We start from the raw sequence: 20,198 nt of genomic DNA, 5'->3' as shown, positions 1-20,198 counted from the left end.
TTTCGCTTCGGTTGATGACGATCCATAAGCTCCGCCGTCCTGCTGGGCCGGTACCCGCGTGTCGGCCGTCCCCGGCCACGGCCGCCCCCATAGTGGAATTTGCCGTGGCATCTGGCACCCTTTAAGCACTATGGTGCACCTGTTAGACAACTCAACCCTTACCGCTCCGCTCCCCCCGGTTGTTGCCGAATTGGGACGGCTCTTCGTTGCCGCCGGACATGAACTGTCGCTGGTGGGCGGGCCTGTCCGCGACCTCTTCCTGCACCGCACCTCCCCGGATCTCGACTTCACCAGTAACGCCACACCGGACCAGACCCTGAATGTCATCCGCGGGTGGGCCGATTCCTACTGGGAGATCGGCAGAGATTTCGGCACTATCGGACTCCGTAAGGGCGGCTTCATGATCGAGGTGACCACCTATCGGGCGGAGGCTTACGACCCCGCGTCCCGTAAACCGGTTGTCGCTTTCGGGGACACCCTGGAGGATGATCTGCTGCGCCGTGACTTCACCATCAACTCCATGGCGCTCCGGCTTCCATCGATGGAGCTGGTGGATCCCTATGGGGGCCTCCGGGATCTGAAGGCGGGGGTGCTGCGGACCCCCGGGGCGCCGTCGTCGTCGTTCTCGGATGACCCCCTGCGCATGATGCGGGCCGCACGCTTCGCCTCCCAACTGGGGGTCGAGGTGGCCCCTGAGGTGTCCGAGGCGATGGCTTCCATGGCCCAACGCATCACCATCATCTCCGCCGAGCGGGTCCGCGACGAACTGGTGAAACTGGTCCTGGGGGACGCACCTCAACGGGGCATTGACCTGATGGTGGAAAGCGGGTTGGCCGACTACGTGCTTCCCGAGGTGGCGGCGTTGCGTCTGGAAATCGATGAGCATCACCGTCACAAGGATGTCTACCAGCACTCGTTGACTGTGCTCGAGCAAGCCTGCCGCCTGGAGACGGGCGCCGACGGGACCGTCCCCGGGCCTGACTTCGTGCTGCGGTTTGCTGCGTTGATGCACGACGTCGGCAAACCCGCCACCCGTAAATTTGAGCCCTCCGGGGCGGTCAGCTTCCGGCACCATGACATGGTGGGATCCAAGCTCACCGCAAAACGGATGAAAGCCCTGCGGTTCGACAACGACTCGATCAAGGCTGTGTCGCGGCTGGTGGAGCTGCACATGCGGTTCTACGGCTACGGGGAGGCCGGTTGGTCCGACTCCGCGGTGCGCCGGTACGTCAACGATGCGGGGAGTCTGCTGGAACGGCTGCACCGGCTGACGCGTTCGGACGTCACCACCCGGAATCAGCGTAAGGCAGAGCGGTTGGCCTTCGCCTACGACGACCTGGAAGCGCGAATCGAGGCGCTGGCCGAACAGGAGGAACTGGAATCCATTCGCCCGGACCTCGACGGAGCGCAGATCATGGGACTACTGAACATCAAACCCGGCCCGGTGGTTGGCCGGGCGTACCGATTCCTGTTGGAGGAACGTATGGAACATGGACCTCAGTCGGCCGAAGAAGCCGAGGCGTTGCTCCGCACCTGGTGGGCGTTACAACCAGAGTCGGCGACACCATGAGCCTCTCCGGCGCAGCCTCACCAGACCTGACCCCAGCAGGAACTCCACTACCGCACCTCTGGCTGATGCGGCACGGGGAAACCGAGTGGTCCCGGGACGGCAACTACACGGGCCTCACCGACCTTCCCTTGACCGCCAGCGGGGAAAAGCAGGCGGTCGACGCTGCACGGCACCTCAAAGGGATCACGTTCGACGCTGTTTTGTCCTCACCGTTGCAGCGCGCGGTCCGGACCGCGCATTTGGCGGGCTTTCCTGATCCGGAGATTCTTCCGCATGCGCACGAGTGGGATTACGGCGACAACGAAGGACGCAACAGCGCCACGGTTCGCGCGGAGAATCCCGGGTACCTGATCTGGAATGACGGAGTGCCGAACGGTGAAACCCTCGCCCAGGTTGCTGGGCGCGCTGACCGGATCATCTCAACGGTCCAGGCCGGCTGCGGCACCCCAGCAGACCAGGATCCTTCCGCGCACCCGGTGCGTAACGTTTTGCTTGTCGCGCACGGGCACTTCCTGCGGGTGGTCGCCGCGCGGTGGCTGGAGATGGATCCCGGCCAGGGCCGACGGTTCGTCCTCGGTACTGCGGCGGTGTGCGCACTGGGATGGGATAAGCGGACACCCGCCATTGTGCACTGGAATCTCTGACACCCGACTCAAGCCGTCCGGTGGGTGAACCTGTCAGGCTGGAGGGTGCCGTTCCTGCGGCGAATAGGTAACGCGTCTTAGCAGCGCCTCCATTGGGCCGATGCCAAACCGCGATAACCAAAGTCGGCTCAGCACCACCTGGGCACCAAACAGGACGACGACGACCATCATCACCCAGGCGGGCGGCAAGACATTGGTCAGCCCCAGCCCAACACCGGTGAACACGATCACGAGCACCAGCGACTGGCCCAGATAGTTGGTCAACGCCATTCGTCCCGCCGGAGCCAGCGCGCCCAGGACGTTTTGTCCTGGCGGGGAACGAAAAGCCAACAACAACAAACACACGTACCCGGTTGTCTGGAGGGGCGCGGTCAACGTGGTGATGCCGGTCGATACAAGGGAAAAGCGGTCGTGGTCGGCGTAATACAGCAAGGCGGACTGGGCCCCAGCGGCGAGCAGCCCAATCGGCAGACAGACGATGGCAATCCGGCGCAGCGTTGAACTGCTCAGGGGTCGCTCAAGTATCCCTTTCCGGGCGGCGGCGAGACCCAGAAGGAACATCGCCAGGGACAGGGGCCCCTGGAAAAGCATCACTGAGGGAAGGGCGATGAGATAGTTTTCCACATTCGCTGCCAGGGCTGATCCCGGACTTTCTGTGAGGGCCGCAACGCTCGGGGCGGGGATCACGCCGTCGTCGACTGGATTGTTGACAGTAGCGACGAAGGCTCCCACCAGGGTCAACAGCAGTGACATGCCCACGGTAATACCGGCCGCGATCAGGACGGACATCCGCGCTCGGATGGTCCGCAAACTGAACAGCACCACCCCCATCACTGCATAGGTCAACAGGATGTCGCCGAAAAACAGCAGGAAGCCATGAGCCAGCCCGAGCATCGCGAGCCCCGCCAAACGGCGCAGCATGCGAGGCCCCAATGGCACTCCCGCCCGGGCGGCGGCCCGCTCCTGCAGGGCGAAGCCGTACCCGAAGAGAAACGCGAACAGTATGTAGAACTTGCCTTCGAACAGCATCGTCACGAGGAACCGGACTGCAATGTCCGACGGCGAAGAATGGTCGGGGCTGATGTCTCCGGCGAACGCCCAGGGGTCGGCGAAGAACCAGATATTCACTGTCAGTATGCCGAAAAGCGCGAAGGCGCGCAGCCCGTCGAGCTCTCGGAGCCTATCCACGACTGCCCCCATCTCACTGGTCAGGACCTGCAGTCGCAGGATGCTGTCAGCCTAGCCGGGACGCGCCCACCGGGCTGAAGACGGGGCTGGCTCCCTGGAAGTTCCGGGGTGGGCAAAACATTTGAGAATTGTCAGTCAAAAGCCTAGGCGATCACCGTCCCGTGCGGTAGCTTTGATTTGTGCCATTGGGAGTTCTCAATCGAGTGATCGCTTGATGAATTTCGGCACTGTCTCTATTGGCGCACTAGATGAAAGGGAGGTGGGAACTGTGAATACAAAGCTACGCCGATCGTTTACCGCGTACACCAGTCCGGCCTCCGTTGCTGCGCATTAGCTAGCTGCTGATTCGGTTGCCCTCCCACCTGGCGGGAGGCGACCCATCTTCGGTACCCCTTTTGATGCTCAGGCGGTTTCCGCCGCCCTGCTGCGTGCGCTGTTTGCCCGCCCTCCTCGATTGAGGATTCCCTTTGCACCATCAAATTCAGGAGACCCCTGTGTCCACTTTGCTGACCAGTTCCACTTCCCCTGCCGTCTCACCAGTTACCCCCGGCAACTCCATCCGGGCGCATGGCGAATTCATCATGGCTGGCAATCTCACCGCCACCGGGGATCCGGAAACTGGTATACCCGATTCGCCAATCACAGTCATGCCCAACTATGCCTCTCGAGAGGAGGTGCAAATCATGTTGAAGAAGCTCAGGGACAGTGTGTCCCTGTGGAAACGAATACCCGAGCCACCCCCGCCTGTCGCGAGGGACACGGTTGACCGTCTTGTCCTGCCGCAGCACACCATGTACGTCAAGTAGCTGGTTCATCCACGCTGCGAATGGCCCGGTTCTGACCTTGTTGACCACCCGCGAAGGAGGATCTGATGCAAGTCATTAGTCCCACCAATCGAGAAGCCCGCGCTTCCCAGCGCGGGCTTCCGCCTTTAACGGGCGCGAATATTCGGCTCTCTGCAGCCTGACACGGAATGTGCAGCCTGCACGGCACGTTATATGGTCAGTAGCGGCGGCAAAACGTCAGACAATTCAAGCGCTCGACAAGTTCGAGAGCAATCAGGGGAGAGGAGATCTTATGCCTCCGGTAAAGCGTGTGGCGATGCTCTCCCTGCACACCTCCCCGCTGGATCAGCCGGGGGCCGGCGACGCCGGTGGAATGAATGTTTATGTGCGTTCCCTGGCCCTGGAATTGGCTCGTGTTGGAATTGACGTCGAAATCTTCACCCGTGCAGCCTCCGAAGGGCAACCGCACTCCGAGGAATTCGCGCCGGGGGTCATCGTCAGACACCTTCGGGCGGGACCGCAGCGTAAGGTACCCAAGGAACAACTGCCGGGCCTGTCCGAATCGTTCACCGATGCTATCGCCGAGGTGACCGACCTCCTGGCGGATGGCCACTTCGACGTCATCCACTCCCACTACTGGGTTTCCGGAAGTGTCGGTCTTACCGTCGGGGCCAGTCTCAACCTTCCCCTGGTGCACTCGATGCACACCATGGCACGCGTCAAGAACATTCGCCTGCACGCTGGTGGTACACCCGAGCCGGATGTCCGGGTTGCCGGGGAACAGGCGATTGTCGATGGCGCCTCCCGCCTGATCGCCAACACTTCCACCGAGGCAGCTGAGCTGGAATCCCTGTACGGTGCTGCACCCGAAAGAGTGGACATCGTGGCGCCCGGCGTTGATCTTGAGACGTTCAACCCCGAGTCACGCACCGAATCCCGGGCATCCCTCAATTTCGCGCCTGACGCTTTTCACGTGGTATTCGCGGGACGAATCCAGAAACTGAAGGGACCGCAGGTGCTGGTCGCGGCCGCCGCCGACCTCGCGGCACGTCGCCCGGACATCCCGTTGCAGCTCAGCATTCTGGGCTCGGGCAGCGGCGCGGAGGCACTGCGGTTGCAGCCCCTCATTGACGACGTCGGGCTCCAGGACAGGGTGAGACTCTACCCGCCAGTCCAGGCGAACCAGCTGGCCCATTGGTTCCGAGCGGCGGACCTCGTGGCGATGCCCTCCTTCACTGAATCATTCGGGCTGGTGGCGCTCGAGGCGCAGGCGTGCGGCACCCCGGTGCTAGCCGCCAATGTGGGGGGCCTGCCGCAGGCCATCAGCGACGGCCGGACCGGCACCCTGGTCAACGGTCACACCCCTGAGCTGTGGTCAGCTGCACTGGAAACCATGTACGACGACGCCGCGACCCGCGCGTCACTTGGCAGGGGCGCCGCTATTCACGCCCTTGCTTTCGGGTGGCAGCGTACCGCGCTCCTGACAGCGCAAAGCTACCGCACCGCCGTCGAGCGGTTCGAAGAAGCCGCAGCGCGCTGATAGTCCCGGCGGCATTTGCCCGCAAACGAGTTCACCTAGGATGGTTCTGTGAACTCCACCGAACTTGCTGCCTACCTTGACTCTGTCCAAATCACTGGAGCGGTAGCCACCCCGCGTGAAGACAATCTGCGGCACATGCAGCTATTCCTCGAGGGCAGCGAACACCTCGAGTTTGGTGTCCGCACCACCCGCCCATGGAACTTCGATGAGGTTTTCGAGCTGATGAGTGACCGGGTAGGGATCAGCCCGAACCGTAACCACGTGATGGGGCAGGACACCATCGACTCGGCCCGGTGCGTGGCCGCGCTGGACCGGTTTGGGTCCGTTTTCGGAGCCGCTGTGGCGGCCAGGCATCGCATCCTCTTCGCAACCGGGCACCCTGCAGGCCTGCTCCCGGTGCATGCGGCCCTGGCCGCTGCGGCCCGCCGGGCCGGGGCAACGGTGGTCGAGGTACCCGAGGGGCAACAGTTCAGGCAGGGTGACATCCGGCAACTTTTCGGGGTCCTGGTCTGGCATCAGCACGGCGGGCTGGCGCACACTCATTCGCCGGAACCAATGCAGCTTAGCCTCGAACTGCTCGCGGAACTCGGCGAGCCAACCCCTGACCTGGTGGTGGCCGACCACGGCTGGGCTGGGTTCGCCGCCAGCGCAGGAATCCCCGCGGTGGGGTTTGCCGACTGCAATGACCCGGGATTGTTCGTCTCCGAGGCAGAGGGGCAACTCAAAGTAGCGGTTCCCCTTGACGACAACGTGTCCCCAGGGCTCTACGAACCCATGATCGCCTACCTGTTGCGGCGGTCCGGGCTCAGCTGAATCGCGGATGCCGCTGGTAGATTTGACGCTGTGCCCAGACCCGCGGCACCTTATGGGACTCACTCCCGACGCGCCACAAGCCCAGAGGACTGTTGACAATGAAGTCTTTGCCCACCCCAACGAGCGACCTGGAAGTCGCCCGTAACGCAGCCATCCAACCCATAGACGACATTGCTGCCAAAGCTGGCATACCGGCCGCAGCACTCGAACACTACGGTCGGTACAAGGCCAAGATCGATACGGCAAAGCTGCTTCCAAACCCCGGGAAGCCCGCCGGCAAAGTGGTTCTGGTGACCGCAATGAGCCCCACGCCCGCCGGTGAAGGAAAGTCGACCTGCACGGTTGGCCTGGCGGACTCTTTGGCACGAAGCGGACGTAATGTCATGATCGCTTTGCGGGAACCATCCCTCGGGCCGATCCTGGGCATGAAGGGTGGCGCCACCGGGGGCGGCTATTCGCAGGTCCTACCGATGGAGGACATCAACCTGCACTTCACGGGTGACTTCCACGCGGTCACCAGCGCCAACAACGCATTGATGGCGCTGGTGGACAACCATATTTACCAGGGCAACCAGCTGAACATCGACCCGCGACGGATCACCTTCAAGCGGGTCCTGGACATGAATGACAGGGCCCTGCGCGAGGTGGTGATTGGGTTGGGTGGGCCAACACAGGGCACCCCCCGACAGGACGGCTTCGACATCACGGTTGCGTCAGAGATTATGGCGGTGTTCTGTCTCGCCTCTGATCTGCAGGACCTCAAGCACCGGCTGGCGAAAATCACGTTCGGTTACACCTTCGACCGTAAACCAGTGACGGTGGGGGATCTCGGCGTGGAGGGCGCGTTGACCCTGCTCCTGCGGGATGCGATTAAACCGAACCTCGTCCAGAGCATTGCCGGTACGCCCGCCCTCGTCCACGGTGGCCCGTTCGCCAACATCGCACACGGCTGCAACTCGGTCATCGCCACGAGCGCTGCCCGCCAACTCGCCGACATCGTGGTCACTGAGGCTGGGTTTGGCGCCGATCTGGGTGCCGAGAAGTTCATGGACATCAAGGCGCGGTACGCGGACGTGGCGCCGGCCGCCGTCGTCATCGTCGCCACCATCCGTGCCCTGAAGATGCACGGCGGTGTGGCCAAGACCGATCTGCGGAAGCCTGATCCGGCCGCACTGGAGTCGGGGGTCGCCAACCTGCGCCGCCATGTCCACAACGTGGAGAAGTTCGGTATTACCCCGGTGGTGGCAATCAACCGGTTCGCAACCGACCCCGAAGAAGAGTTGGACTGGCTACTCGAGTGGTGCGCTGCTGAAGGAATCGAAGCCGCCGTGGCCGATGTCTGGGGACAGGGCGGCGGTGGATCCGGCGGGGACGAACTCGCGGCGAAGGTGCTGACCGCTTTGGCAGGGCCGCAGAGCTTCCGTCACCTGTACCCGCTTGAGCTTTCGGTGGAGGAAAAAATCAGGACCATCGTGCAGGAAATCTATGGGGCTGACGGCGTCGACTTCTCAGTGCCGGCGCTGCGGAGGCTGGCAGAGATCGAAGCCAACGGTTGGGGTGGACTGCCGGTCTGCATGGCGAAGACCCAGTACTCCTTCTCCGATGATCCTGCGATGCTCGGAGCGCCGAAGGGATTCACGGTGCACGTCCGCGATCTGATCACCAAGACCGGTGCCGGATTCATTGTGGCGCTGACCGGCACGGTCATGACGATGCCGGGGCTGCCGAGGGAACCGGCCGCGATGCGCATGGACGTCGACGACGACGGCGGCGCGGTCGGCCTGTTCTAGGTCACGGGCCCTCGCGGCGCCCATCTTGTGGTGTGCCCTGGCGGCGCACAGTCACCGGACGCCCGTGGGCGCGGTGGGCATGGGGCGGAAAATTACCACCCCACAGGTCCACCGCGCCCACGCAGGCGGTCGAAGGCTGCGGTAGCTAGACCCGCAGCCTAGCGGTCAAGCTCTCCACGGATGAAGGCTTCAACCTTCTCGTGGGCGATATCGTCGGCGTACTGTTCCGGTGGCGACTTCATGAAGTAGCTCGACGCCGAAAGCAGTGGACCACCAATCCCGCGATCGAGGGCGATCTTCGCCGCACGGATGGCGTCGATGATCACACCGGCAGAGTTCGGCGAATCCCATACCTCGAGCTTGTACTCCAGGGAGACGGGCGCGTCGCCAAAGTTGCGTCCTTCGAGACGGACGAACGCCCATTTGCGGTCATCCAGCCAGGCTACGTAGTCGGACGGACCGATGTGGACGTTCCGCTCGCCCAGATCAGCCTGCACATTGGACGTGACAGCCTGTGTCTTGGAAACTTTCTTGGACTCCAACCGGTCGCGTTCCAGCATGTTCTTGAAGTCCATGTTGCCGCCGACATTGAGCTGGTACGTGCGGTCCAGGGTGACGCCCCGGTCCTCGAAGAGCTTTGCCATCACACGGTGGGTGATCGTTGCACCGATCTGGCTCTTGATGTCGTCGCCAACGATGGGAACACCGGCGGCAGTGAACTTGTCAGCCCACTCCTTGGTGCCGGCAATGAAGACGGGCAGCGCGTTGACAAAGGCCACCTTCGCGTCGATGGCGCACTGTGCGTAGAACCGTGCCGCGTCTTCGGACCCGACGGGCAGGTAGCAAACCATGACGTCGACCTTGTTGGCCTTGAGCTCGGCGACGATGTCGACTGGCTCCGCGTCGGATTCCACGATGGTCTCGCGGTAGTACTTGCCCAGACCATCGAGGGTGTGGCCCCGCTGTACCTTGATGCCGGTTGTCGGTACATCGGCGATCTTGATGGTGTTGTTCTCGCTGGCACCAATGGCGTCGGCGAGGTCCAGCCCCACCTTCTTGCCATCGACGTCGAATGCGGCAACGAACTCAACGTCATTGACGTGGTACTTACCGAATTCGACGTGCATCAGTCCTGGTATCGACGCCGTAGCGTCCGCATCCTGGTAATAACGTACGCCCTGCACCAGTGACGCCGCGCAGTTGCCGACACCAACGATTGCCACCCTAATGGGGTTAGTTCCCACTGTTCTCCTCTTGAATCACTTCTTATGCCGACCCGCCGGATTTCTCCCGTAACAGATCGAACAGCTAATCCAGTCTACTTCTTATTCCTAACACCCGATCTTCCCGAAGCATTCCAGCATCCTGATATATAGGCCAAATTCGCTGTGAATGACGTACTTGATCGGTAGGCTTCAGGCATGGGAACCGGTCAGTCCCGGCGGCGGCCGGTGCGCATCTCGGCGCCGTCGCGTGCCGATGCACTGTTGCGGGAATTCACTGAACTGATCGGTGGCCCGCTGGGCCGGAAAACCAGCCCGGGCACGATTGATCCCGGGACATTCACGGTGGAACGCGTGCTGATCCTGCTGACGACGACGGCGGCGGTGCTTGCCGCTCTGATTAGGAACCCCTGCCGGGTCGAGGGATGGTTGGGCCCGGACCGCTATTACATGGCCTGCCATTCGCAGTGGCCCGACGCCTTTGAGGCTCTCGGTGATGGGGCATCCTTCCTGCAGCTGGGTCACTCCGCGCTGACGGGAGCCTTTGCGGGAGTGACCGCTCACCTCGTTCCCGCAGGAACCACGTTGAGGTATTACGACCTGCATTCGGTGCTGGCGGTTGCAGCGTGGCTGGTCACCGTCTACGCGACCGTGCGAATGACCAACCGGCGGCCGTGGGATGCGGCGATGGTCGCCGTCGCACCAATGATTGTGTTGACCGGGTTCCTCGGCTGGGATCTCTGGGCGGTGATGTTTGCCGCGCTGGGAATGTTGGGCTTTGCGCGTGGGAGCTTCGTCCTGGCCGGAATCTTCCTCGGGCTCGGCACGGCCGCTGCAGGCTACCCGTTGCTGATCTTCGCCGCAGTCTCACTGCTGGCGCGGCGCACCCGCCTCTTCAGGGGCGCTGCACTGACGGGAACCGTGCTGGCTGCAACCTGGTTGGCGGCCAATCTTCCCTTTGCTTTGTACGACCCGCGGGGGTGGACAACCCACGTCGCGGAGGCGTTGACCGCGGAGGCCGGACCTTCATCAGTCTGGTTTGCCTACAATTCGATGATCGCCCGTGTGGGTGGCTGGGAAATGAGTGCTGCCACAACCACGGTGCTGGCGGCCGTGGCGTTCACTCTTCTCGGGGTCGGTATCGCTGCGCTTGCGCTGATGGCGCCCCGGCGGCCACGACTGGCCCAGCTGGCGCTGCTCCTGGTGGGAGCGCTGATTCTGACCGGCAAGGAATACTCGCCCCAGTACGCGCTCTGGCTGGTACCACTGGTGGCGCTTGCCTATCCGAAGTGGCGGACCTTTCTGACCTGGCAACTCTTTGAAGCGGCCCACTGGTGGGCTCTGATGATGTACCTCGCGCAGGAGGCCAGCGGCGGCGATCAGCAGAACAACATTGATTTGCCGTACTACCTACTGGCCGTCATGGGACATATGCTGGCAACGGCATATATTATGTACCGCGTGATTGAGGGCATTATCGACCCCCGTCAGGATCCCGTACGGCGCCTCGACATTGACGATCCCCAGGGTGGCCCTTTCGATCACGCACCTGACCATCGGCGATCCGGCCGTCGCCACGTCGCATCAATCGGCACTCGGGTACGCTTGAGCCGACCCGCCCCTGAACCGAAAGATCATCCGTGACCGCAGTTGCCCTTCGCTTTGAGAAACTCAGCACGGAAGGCTTCGAAGCCCTGTCGTCGGCCCACCCGGCAGTGCTGATCCCGCTCGAACAGACCCCCCAGTGGGCGGCATTCGAATCCAGCCGGGGGCGCACTCCCTATGGCATCTGGGCCTACTACGACGGCGTCACCCTGGTCGCCGTCGCCAGCTACCTCTGGAGCAGCAGGCGGTTCAGGAAGTCGCTGGTCGCGGTGAATGGGCCAGTCTGGTTCACCGAGCGCACATCTGACACCGAAGCACGCCTGCTGCAGACCGTCAGGGAGCAGTTCGGGGCGGACCCGGCCGTCAAGCCCCTCTATGTTCGGCTCCAGGTCCAGCATCTGCAGGATCCGGCGACTGGACCAATCGAGCATGGCTGGTACGAGCGGGAGATCGTCGTTGACCTCACCCCCAGCGAAGCCGATATCTACAAGGCGTTCAAACCAAATGCACGCAACAGCATCCGTCGGGCTGAACGGGCCGGCGTCGAGATCCGCAGCATCGAGCGAGCCGACTGGTCGGCTGTCTTCAGCTCCGAACTGTTCCCCATCTTGGAAGAGACCGCCGCCCGCGATGGCTTCACCAGTTTCGAGTCAGCCTATTACGAGCAACTCCTGGAGCAACTCGGTGATCATCTCCGCCTCATGGTCGCCTACCTCGACGGTCAGGCGATCAGCTGGCTCATCACCACCGAGTACCGTGGCTATTCGGTGTACTACTTCGCGGCGAGTACCCAGGCGGCCCGGAAGTTATTCGCCCCCTATCTCCTCCTGTGGCACGCTTTCAAGGAGCTCAAAGCGGCAGGCAATCGTAGCTGTGGGTTGACTGGCATCGTCAGCGAGAACTACCCACAGCTCAGCAACGTAACCACCTTTAAACGGAACTTCTCCAAGAACATCGTCGATGTTCCGACCACCTACGATGTGCCCCTGGACCCGCTTCGCTACCGCGCGGTTGCCCTAGCGCTCAAGGCGCGGCGCACGTTGCCGTTAGCCGTACGATCGCTCACCGCATCAGCCAAGACCCGCACCGGGTCCCTGTTGCGACGGCGGCCCAGCGATGACTGACGCAGCAGTAGTCGGGTCGGGCCCCAACGGGCTTGCTGCAGCAGTTGTCCTTGCCCGCGCGGGCCTCAGCGTCACGGTTTACGAGGCAGCGACGACGATTGGCGGCGGAGCCCGCACCGGTGAACTTGAGCCGGGCCACCTGCACGATCTCTGTTCGGCCGTGCATCCAATGGCTCTTGCCTCCCCGTTCTTCTCCCAATTCGAACTGCAGCGGCGAATCGACTTCGCTGTGCCGGATATTTCCTACGCTCACCCACTCGACGGCGGTCGGGCCGGGGTTGCGTTCCGCGACCTTGCGCGTACCACCGACGGGCTGGGGCGCGACGGCCCCGCCTACCGCAGGCTCATGGAGCCCCTCGTACGGAACATCGAAGGCACCCTCGATGTAGCGCTGAATCACCTGCTGCGGGTGCCACGCCACCCCATTGCGGCGGTGCGGTTTGGCCTGGCCGCCCTCGATCAAGGGACACCGCTCTGGAACCGGCGGTTCAGCACTGACGCAGCCGCAGCACTGTTCACCGGAGTCGCGGCCCACCCGGTGGGCACCCTGCCGTCCCTCCCCGCTGCCGGAGCCGGACTGACTCTGGGCGCGCTGGCACATGCCGGCGGCTGGCCAATCCCACTGGGTGGGTCCCAGTCAATCGCCAACGCCATGGCCGATGACATTCGGGCGCACGGCGGGAACATTGTTGCCGACCACGCAGTGCAGTCCCTGTCCGAACTGAGGGGCGTTCCGCTGGTCCTGCTGGATGTTGCCCCGCCCGGGCTGCTCGAGCTAGCGGACGGCAGGCTTCCGCGCAGCTACGAACGAGCCCTCGAACGATTCCGGTTTGGTGATGGCGCCTGCAAGGTGGAATACATCCTGTCCGGTCCAGTGCCGTGGAGCAACGAGGATGTTGCACACGCCGGAACCGTTCATCTGGGCGGTACCCGCGACGAAATTGTCGCCTCCGAAGCCCAGGTGGCCGCCGGTAAACACGCCGATAACCCGTACGTTCTGCTCTCCCAGCCGTCGCTGTTTGACCCGTCCCGTGCCCCCAAGGGCCGACATGTCCTGTGGACCTACTGCCACGTCCCCAGTGGTTCCACCCATGACATGGCCGATGCCATTACCGCGCAGATCGAACGCTTCGCACCGGGCTTCCGCGACGTCGTCGTCAGCTCGTTCACGACGACGGCGGCCGAGCTGGCTACGTCAAACGCCAACTATGTGGGGGGCGACTTCGGGGGAGGAGCAGTGACCCTTTCGCAGATGCTGGCGCGGCCGGTGTTGTCTCCCGCTCCCTGGCGGACGCCGCTGGATGGTGTGTTCCTGTGTTCGGCGTCGACACCGCCCGGGCCGGGAGTCCACGGAATGGGCGGCTACCATGCGGCACGGCTGGCCCTGAAGCAGGTGTTCGGGCTGGCGGTTCCGCCGCTCGGCGTGGGTCTCCAAGCGGATCGGCGAACTTTACCGTGAGGATTCTCGGAGCGGCACGTCCTACTCCTGTAGGTACTTTGTGAGAGCTGACCTATCGAGCTATCACCTACCAATAGAGAAGGATGTCCATGAGCTTCATTGATAAGGCGAAAAACAAGGCCGAAGAACTTACCGGCAAGGCAAAGGAAGCCGTCGGTGATGCCACTGACAACCAGGACCTGTCGCGTGACGGCCAGGTCGATCAGGGGTCGGCCCACACCAAGCAGGCCGGTGAAAACATCAAGGACGTCTTCAAGGGTGACAAGTAGCCTCTTTGGCGCCTAGAACCGTCGGTGGGGTCAATCAGGACATTGGGGGTCAAGATTTCCACCCCCAATCTCCAGATTGACCACCGATTCACCTGACCGGAGTTTTTGGCACTCCTGTCCGCGGCCTAGTAAGCTAGATCACGATTATCATAATTTCATAGCCCTTGATCTGCAGCGGGAGAGTACTTCCGTAGACACACACTCCGGCAGGCGCCGTAGGAGCAAATCCTCCCCAGGAATCTCTCAGGCCCAGTACCGCTGCGGCTAGGCAACTCTGGAAAGCAGGCGGACGGATCCACGTCCACCTCACCGACGGTGCAAGCAGGCGTGTAGTTCTGCGGAATCTCTCAGGTCCCATACAGAGCGGGGAGGAACTCACCATAATCCGGGCAGACGCCGACGCCCGGACCTCATCAAGGGAGTTCCCATGACCGCTCAGCCCCTCACCGAATCAACCTTCGCCGATCGCCATATCGGCCCACGCTCCACCGACGCCGCCCAGATGCTCAGCCTGCTCGGCTACCCCAGTCTCGACAAACTGGTGGAGGTTGCGGTCCCCGCCAATATCCGCTCGGCCGAGCCGCTGAACCTCCCAGCCGCGCTGAGTGAGTCCCAGGTTCTGGCGCAGCTGCGCGACATCGCCGGTCAGAACACGACTGCCGTCCAGATGATCGGCCAGGGCTACTTCGACACCGTGACGCCACCGGTCATCCGCCGGAACGTCCTCGAGGCCCCCGCCTGGTACACCGCGTACACCCCGTACCAGCCGGAGATTTCCCAGGGCCGGTTGGAAGCCCTGCTGAACTTCCAGACCATGGTGCAGGACCTCACCGCCCTGCCCATCGCCAACGCTTCACTCCTCGACGAAGCCTCAGCCGTCGCTGAAGCTGCGCTCCTGATGCGCCGGTCCGGCAAAAACAAGGGCAAGACGGTGCTCGACGCCGACTGCCTGCCGCAGACGATCGCCGTCGTCCGCGGCCGCGCCGAAGCACTCGGCTTCGAGGTGGAGGTGGCGGATCTCAGCCAGGGACTGCCCGACGGTGATATCAACGGCGTCATCCTGCAGCAGCCCGGCGCCTCGGGTGCCCTCCGTGACCACCGGTCAGTGATCGCCGCAGCGCACGACGGCGGCGCCCTCGTCACCGTGGCGGCCGACCTGCTGGCGCTGACCCTGATCACACCTCCGGGCGAGCAGGACGCCGACATCGCCGTCGGGTCGGCCCAGCGATTCGGTGTACCCCTCTTCTTCGGCGGCCCCCACGCCGCGTACATGGCGGTCCGTAAGGGCCTTGAGCGGATGCTTCCCGGGCGGCTGGTCGGGGTGTCGAAGGACGCCGACGGCGCACCCGCCTACCGCCTCGCGCTGCAGACCCGTGAGCAGCACATCAGGCGGGAGAAGGCGACGTCGAACATCTGTACCGCTCAGGCGCTGCTGGCTATCGTCGCCAGCATGTACGCGGTCTATCACGGCCCCGATGGACTGAAGGCGATTGCCGCGCGCGTGCACTCACACGCCGCCCGGTTGGCTGCGACGCTCGCCGATACCGTCACAGTTGTCCACGCCGACTTCTTCGACACCATCCTGATCAACGTCCCTGGCAGGGCCAAGGAGTTCCAGGTCAAAGCCGAGGCTGCGGGCATCAACCTTCGCCTGGTAGACGAGGATCACCTCGGCGTCTCCTGCGACGAGACCACCACCGACGAGCACCTCGCAACCCTTGCGGGCGTGTTCGGCGTCGAACAACTTGCCGAGATCCACGGGCACGCCGGGGTCCCAGCCGACCTGGTCCGCACCTCGACCTATCTGACGCACCCGGTCTTCTCCAGCCACCGCTCGGAAACCCAGCTACTGCGGTACCTGCGCCGCCTCTCCGACAAGGACCTGGCGCTGGACCGCACCATGATTCCACTGGGTTCATGCACCATGAAGCTCAACGCCACAGTGGAGATGGAGCCGATCTCCTGGCCTGAATTCGCCACCATCCACCCGTTCGCCCCCGCGCACCAGACCGAAGGCTGGCGGTGGCTGATCGAGGATCTTGAGGACAAGCTCGCCGAAATCACCGGCTACGCCAAGGTGTCCATCCAACCCAACGCCGGCTCGCAGGGCGAACTGGCGGGGCTGCTTGCCATCCGTGGCTACCACCTCTCGCGCGGGGACCAGGATCGCAACGTTTGCCTGATCCCTTCCTCCGCCCACGGCACCAACGCGGCCTCGGCAGTGCTGTCCGGGATGAAGGTTGTGGTGGTCAAGACAGCCAACAACGGCAATATCGACCACGACGACCTCAAGGCGAAGATCGCCCAGCACGCCGAGCAGCTCTCGGCCATCATGATCACCTACCCCTCCACGCACGGTGTGTTTGAGGAAGACGTCAGGTGGGTCTGCTCGCAGGTGCACGACGCCGGCGGCCAGGTCTACATCGACGGCGCCAACCTCAACGCCCTGGTGGGCCTCGCGAAGCCCGGTGAGTTCGGCGGCGACGTGTCGCACCTGAACCTGCACAAGACCTTCTGCATCCCCCACGGTGGCGGCGGACCGGGCGTGGGCCCGGTGGCTGTTGCCGAGCACCTGGCACCGTTCCTGCCCGGCGACGCCGCAGCACCCGAGAGCGGGGATGCGGGGGTTCCGATCTCCGCCTCACGGTACGGTTCCGCCGGGGTGCTGCCGATTTCCTGGGCCTATGTGGCTCTGATGGGAGCCGAGGGCCTCACCTCAGCGACCGGGCATGCGCTGCTGGCCGCCAACTATGTTGCGGCTCGCCTGACTGAACACTTCCCCGTGCTTTACTCGGGCGAGAAGGGTCTGGTCGCGCACGAATGCATCCTGGACCTGCGGCCCCTGACCGCTGCCACCGGAGTGACCGCCGAAGACGTCGCCAAGCGGCTCATCGACTACGGATTCCACGCTCCGACCCTGAGCTTCCCCGTGGCCGGAACCCTGATGGTCGAGCCCACGGAGTCCGAGGACATTGGCGAACTGGACCGGTTCATCGACGCCATGATCGCGATCAAGGGTGAGATCGACCAGGTGCAGGCGGGCAAGTACTCGCTGGAGCAGAGCCCGCTCCGGCAGGCACCGCATACGGCATTCGCCCTGATCAGCGACACCTGGGACCAGGCGTACCCCCGGGAGTTGGCCGCGTACCCGGTCCGCGCGCTGAAGCACAACAAGTACTTCCCGCCGGTCCGACGCATTGACGGCGCGCACGGCGACCGCAATCTGGTGTGCTCCTGCCCGCCCATCGAGGACTTCGAAGACTGAAGCTAGTCCCCGCGCAGCCGCCGGCTGTCCGGGTTGACCCACACGCTCGATTGGAAGGATCACCATGACCAAGCAGACAGCCCTGTACGCCGAACATGAATTGCTCGGAGCCAGTTTCACCGACTTCGGTGGCTGGCAGATGCCCCTGAAGTACCGCAGCGAGCTCGAGGAACACCACACGGTCCGGCGCGCCGCAGGACTTTTCGACCTCTCCCACATGGGCGAAATCTGGGTCTCGGGAGCACAGGCCGCCGAGTTCCTGAACTATGCGCTGGTGGGCAACTTCGCCGCCATCGCCGTCGGCAAAGCCAAGTACTCGCTGATCTGCACCGAGGATGGTGGCGTGATCGATGACCTGATCGTCTACCGTCGGGCAGACGACCGGTACCTCGTGGTTCCCAACGCCAGCAACGCCGACACGGTCGCTGCCGCCCTGCAGGAACGGGCCGCCACCTTCGATGTGACAGTGGAGGACGTTTCCGAGAGCACGGCACTGATTGCCGTTCAGGGTCCCGCAGCCGAAGCAATCCTGCTGGAGATCGCCGCTACTGGGTCACGTCAACTGATCACTGACCTGTTGTATTACGCGGCCGTCGAGGTGGAGCTGGCGGGTCTGCAGGTCCTCCTGGCCCGCACCGGATACACCGGCGAAGACGGCTTCGAACTATTCATCGGCAACCCCGAGGCAGTACAGCTGTGGAAAGCGGTCGCCGCGGCCGGAGCCCAGCATCAGCTGGCACCCTGCGGTCTCGCCTCACGGGATTCGCTACGCCTGGAAGCGGGCATGCCGCTCTACGGCAACGAGCTCGGCCTGGACACCAACCCGTTCGAAGCAGGACTCGGCGGAGTGGTCAGCCTCAAAAAGACCGAGGACTTCGTCGGGAGGTCGGTGCTGGAGCCTCTTAAAGAAGCCACGCTGGAACGGAAACTGGTCGGTCTGCAGGGCGCCGGACGCCGGTCGGCCCGCGCCGGGTACGACGTCGTCGTCGACGGCTCGGTCGTGGGGACCGTGACGTCGGGCCTGCCCAGCCCCACCCTTGGCTACCCTGTGGCGATGGCTTATGTGAAGACCGAACTGGCCGAGCCGGGCACCGAGGTACAGGTTGATCTCCGAGGGAAGCCAGAACCGTTCACGGTGGTTGCCACGCCGTTCTACCGCCGCCAAAAATAGCCAGACTTTACATACCCTGAAAGGTATATACCCACGTGAGCATCATTAAATCAGGTCTCCGCTACTCAGCCGAGCACGAATGGATCCACACCCCAGCAGACGGCGCGGCCACCGTCGGCGTGTCAGCCATCGCCGCCGACGCGCTCGGCGACGTTGTCTATGTCAGCCTCCCCGAGGTGGGCGACACGGTGACCGCTGGCGAAAGTTGCGGCGAAGTTGAGTCGACCAAATCCGTCTCCGACCTTTACGCTCCCGTGACGGGAGAGGTCACCGAGATCAACCAGGACGCCGTCGACAACCCGGGCATTCTGAACGAGGATCCCTACGGAGCTGGCTGGTTGTTCAAGGTCACCGTCGCCAGCGAGGGCCCCCTGCTGTCCGCCGAGGAATACGCCACGAAGAACGGGATAGACGCATGAGCACCCTGACCGAGCTGGACACCATTGGCCACCTGAACGCGAATCTCGCCGATCTGGATCCGGAGGTGGCGCGCAGCATCGACGCTGAGCTCACCCGGCAGCGCAACGGACTGGAGATGATCGCCTCCGAAAACCACACCTCGGTCGCGGTGATGCAGGCGCAGGGCTCGGTGCTGACCAACAAGTACGCCGAGGGCTACCCGGGCCGTCGCTATTACGGTGGCTGCGAGCACGTCGACGTGCTCGAGCAGCTTGCCATCGACCGGGCAAAGGCCCTCTTCGGCGCGGCATTCGCCAACGTCCAGCCCCACTCCGGAGCACAGGCGAATGCCGCCGTCATGCACGCCCTGATCAAGCCCGGCGACACCATCATGGGCCTGAACCTGGCCCACGGCGGCCACCTGACCCACGGCATGCGGATCAATTTCTCCGGCCGGCTCTACAACGTGGTCCCGTACCAGGTGCGGGCCGATGACTACCGGGTGGACATGGACGACGTCGAACGCCTGGCCCGCGAGCACAAGCCGCAGCTCATTGTGGCCGGCTGGTCCGCCTACGCACGGCAGCTCGACTTTGAACGGTTCAGGAGCATCGCCGACGAGGTGGGCGCCTACCTCATGGTCGACATGGCGCATTTCGCCGGTCTGGTCGCGGCGGGACTCCACCCCAGCCCCGTGCAGCACGCCCACGTCACCACCTCGACCACGCACAAGACCCTCGCTGGCCCGCGCGGTGGAATCATCCTCAGCAACGATGCTGATATTGCGAAGAAGATCAACTCAGCGGTCTTCCCGGGACAGCAGGGCGGACCCCTCGAGCATGTCATCGCGGGTAAGGCCGTCGCCTTCAAGATCGCGGCATCAGCCGAGTTCAAGGAACGCCAGCAGCGCATCCTGGACGGCGCCCGGATCCTTGCCGACCGGCTCACTCAGCCGGACGTCGCCGCGCACGGCATCTCAGTGGTCAGCGGAGGTACCGACGTACACCTGGTGCTCGTGGACCTGCGTGACTGCGAGCTCGACGGCCAGCAGGCCGAAGACCGGTTGGCGCAGATCGACATCACCGTGAACCGCAATGCGGTGCCCTTCGATCCCCGCCCACCCATGGTCACGTCGGGGCTGCGCATCGGCACGCCAGCACTCGCGAGCCGCGGATTTGAGGCCGCAGCGTTCACCGAGGTGGCCAACATCATTGCTGAGGCCCTCATCGCTCCCGCCGATGCCGACCTCACGTCACTCACCCAGCGGGTTCAGGCGCTGGCCGCCCAACACCCGCTGTATGCCGACGTCGTGCCTTTCGGTGCGGGCACTCAGAATCACAGCTAAGGAACCCC

General features: G+C 63.7%; 16 protein-coding genes and 1 riboswitch. Of the genes, 14 read left to right on the top strand and 2 right to left on the bottom strand.

The features are described 5' to 3' along the window. The first annotated feature begins 130 nt into the window (after window positions 1-130). Both DDA93_RS02985 and DDA93_RS02980 read left to right on the top strand, forming a co-directional pair. Window positions 131-1,570, top strand: a complete 1,440-nt coding sequence (locus tag DDA93_RS02985) for a CCA tRNA nucleotidyltransferase (RefSeq protein ID WP_116778022.1) — start codon at window positions 131-133, stop codon at window positions 1,568-1,570. After that, entirely contained in the window at window positions 1,567-2,214 is a 648-nt protein-coding gene (locus DDA93_RS02980; RefSeq protein ID WP_165802556.1) for a histidine phosphatase family protein, read from the top strand. Before DDA93_RS02985 ends, DDA93_RS02980 begins: the two co-directional genes overlap by 4 nt. A 33-nt stretch (window positions 2,215-2,247) precedes the next feature. Here DDA93_RS02980 and DDA93_RS02975 read toward each other — a convergent pair whose 3' ends face one another. Next, window positions 2,248-3,402 carry a DUF418 domain-containing protein gene (locus DDA93_RS02975; protein ID WP_165802555.1) on the bottom strand — a complete coding sequence of 385 codons (1,155 nt, stop codon included), beginning with the start codon at window positions 3,400-3,402 and terminating at the stop codon, window positions 2,248-2,250. A gap of 494 nt (window positions 3,403-3,896) precedes the next feature. On the opposite strand from DDA93_RS02975, the gene DDA93_RS02970 reads away from it, so the two are divergent. The 4 genes from DDA93_RS02970 to DDA93_RS02955 all read left to right on the top strand — a co-directional run bounded on the left by DDA93_RS02970 (window position 3,897) and on the right by DDA93_RS02955 (window position 8,330). Beyond that, on the top strand, window positions 3,897-4,208 hold the full coding sequence (locus DDA93_RS02970) for a hypothetical protein (RefSeq protein WP_116778020.1): 312 nt from the start codon (window positions 3,897-3,899) through the stop codon (window positions 4,206-4,208). Between the two features lie 271 nt (window positions 4,209-4,479). Continuing rightward, complete coding sequence (mshA, locus tag DDA93_RS02965) at window positions 4,480-5,727, top strand: D-inositol-3-phosphate glycosyltransferase (RefSeq protein ID WP_024475647.1); 1,248 nt, start codon at window positions 4,480-4,482, stop codon at window positions 5,725-5,727. Window positions 5,728-5,775: 48 nt separating this feature from the next. After that, window positions 5,776-6,540, top strand: coding sequence for a phosphatase (locus DDA93_RS02960; protein WP_116778019.1), 765 nt, complete (start codon window positions 5,776-5,778; stop codon window positions 6,538-6,540). Between the two features lie 98 nt (window positions 6,541-6,638). Beyond that, window positions 6,639-8,330: a formate--tetrahydrofolate ligase gene (locus tag DDA93_RS02955; RefSeq protein ID WP_116778018.1), complete on the top strand. Its 1,692-nt coding sequence runs from the start codon at window positions 6,639-6,641 to the stop codon at window positions 8,328-8,330. Between the two features lie 158 nt (window positions 8,331-8,488). Here the strand turns inward: DDA93_RS02955 and DDA93_RS02950 are convergent, their stop codons facing one another. Then, window positions 8,489-9,574, bottom strand: coding sequence for an inositol-3-phosphate synthase (locus tag DDA93_RS02950; RefSeq protein WP_024475646.1), 1,086 nt, complete (start codon window positions 9,572-9,574; stop codon window positions 8,489-8,491). A gap of 177 nt (window positions 9,575-9,751) precedes the next feature. On the opposite strand from DDA93_RS02950, the gene DDA93_RS02945 reads away from it, so the two are divergent. The 8 genes from DDA93_RS02945 to glyA all read left to right on the top strand — a co-directional run bounded on the left by DDA93_RS02945 (window position 9,752) and on the right by glyA (window position 20,190). Beyond that, window positions 9,752-11,197, top strand: coding sequence for a glycosyltransferase 87 family protein (locus DDA93_RS02945; RefSeq protein ID WP_116778017.1), 1,446 nt, complete (start codon window positions 9,752-9,754; stop codon window positions 11,195-11,197). Continuing rightward, window positions 11,194-12,282 (top strand): peptidoglycan bridge formation glycyltransferase FemA/FemB family protein, encoded by a 1,089-nt coding sequence (locus DDA93_RS02940; protein WP_116778016.1) that lies wholly within the window; start codon window positions 11,194-11,196, stop codon window positions 12,280-12,282. Before DDA93_RS02945 ends, DDA93_RS02940 begins: the two co-directional genes overlap by 4 nt. Next, window positions 12,275-13,741 carry an NAD(P)/FAD-dependent oxidoreductase gene (locus DDA93_RS02935; protein ID WP_019482072.1) on the top strand — a complete coding sequence of 489 codons (1,467 nt, stop codon included), beginning with the start codon at window positions 12,275-12,277 and terminating at the stop codon, window positions 13,739-13,741. The genes DDA93_RS02940 and DDA93_RS02935 overlap by 8 nt, the downstream gene beginning before the upstream one ends. An 89-nt stretch (window positions 13,742-13,830) precedes the next feature. Further along, on the top strand, window positions 13,831-14,010 hold the full coding sequence (locus DDA93_RS02930) for a CsbD family protein (RefSeq protein WP_019482073.1): 180 nt from the start codon (window positions 13,831-13,833) through the stop codon (window positions 14,008-14,010). A 165-nt stretch (window positions 14,011-14,175) separates the two neighbouring features. Next, a riboswitch (glycine riboswitch) is annotated at window positions 14,176-14,278 on the top strand. Between the two features lie 159 nt (window positions 14,279-14,437). Continuing rightward, window positions 14,438-17,275, top strand: a complete 2,838-nt coding sequence (gene gcvP, locus DDA93_RS02925) for an aminomethyl-transferring glycine dehydrogenase (RefSeq protein WP_019482074.1) — start codon at window positions 14,438-14,440, stop codon at window positions 17,273-17,275. A 64-nt stretch (window positions 17,276-17,339) separates the two neighbouring features. Further along, window positions 17,340-18,446: a glycine cleavage system aminomethyltransferase GcvT gene (gene gcvT, locus DDA93_RS02920; RefSeq protein WP_019482075.1), complete on the top strand. Its 1,107-nt coding sequence runs from the start codon at window positions 17,340-17,342 to the stop codon at window positions 18,444-18,446. Between the two features lie 35 nt (window positions 18,447-18,481). Continuing rightward, window positions 18,482-18,865: a glycine cleavage system protein GcvH gene (gene gcvH, locus DDA93_RS02915; RefSeq protein WP_019482076.1), complete on the top strand. Its 384-nt coding sequence runs from the start codon at window positions 18,482-18,484 to the stop codon at window positions 18,863-18,865. Further along, on the top strand, window positions 18,862-20,190 hold the full coding sequence (glyA, locus tag DDA93_RS02910) for a serine hydroxymethyltransferase (RefSeq protein ID WP_019482077.1): 1,329 nt from the start codon (window positions 18,862-18,864) through the stop codon (window positions 20,188-20,190). The genes gcvH and glyA overlap by 4 nt, the downstream gene beginning before the upstream one ends. Window positions 20,191-20,198 lie beyond the last annotated feature (8 nt).

The organism is Arthrobacter sp. Bz4 (assembly GCF_003075455.1).
In the GTDB taxonomy this organism is placed as follows: Bacteria; Actinomycetota; Actinomycetes; order Actinomycetales; family Micrococcaceae; genus Arthrobacter_D.
The sequence above is the reverse complement of the archived record's forward strand: the minus strand, read 5'-3'. Positions and strand labels throughout refer to the sequence as shown.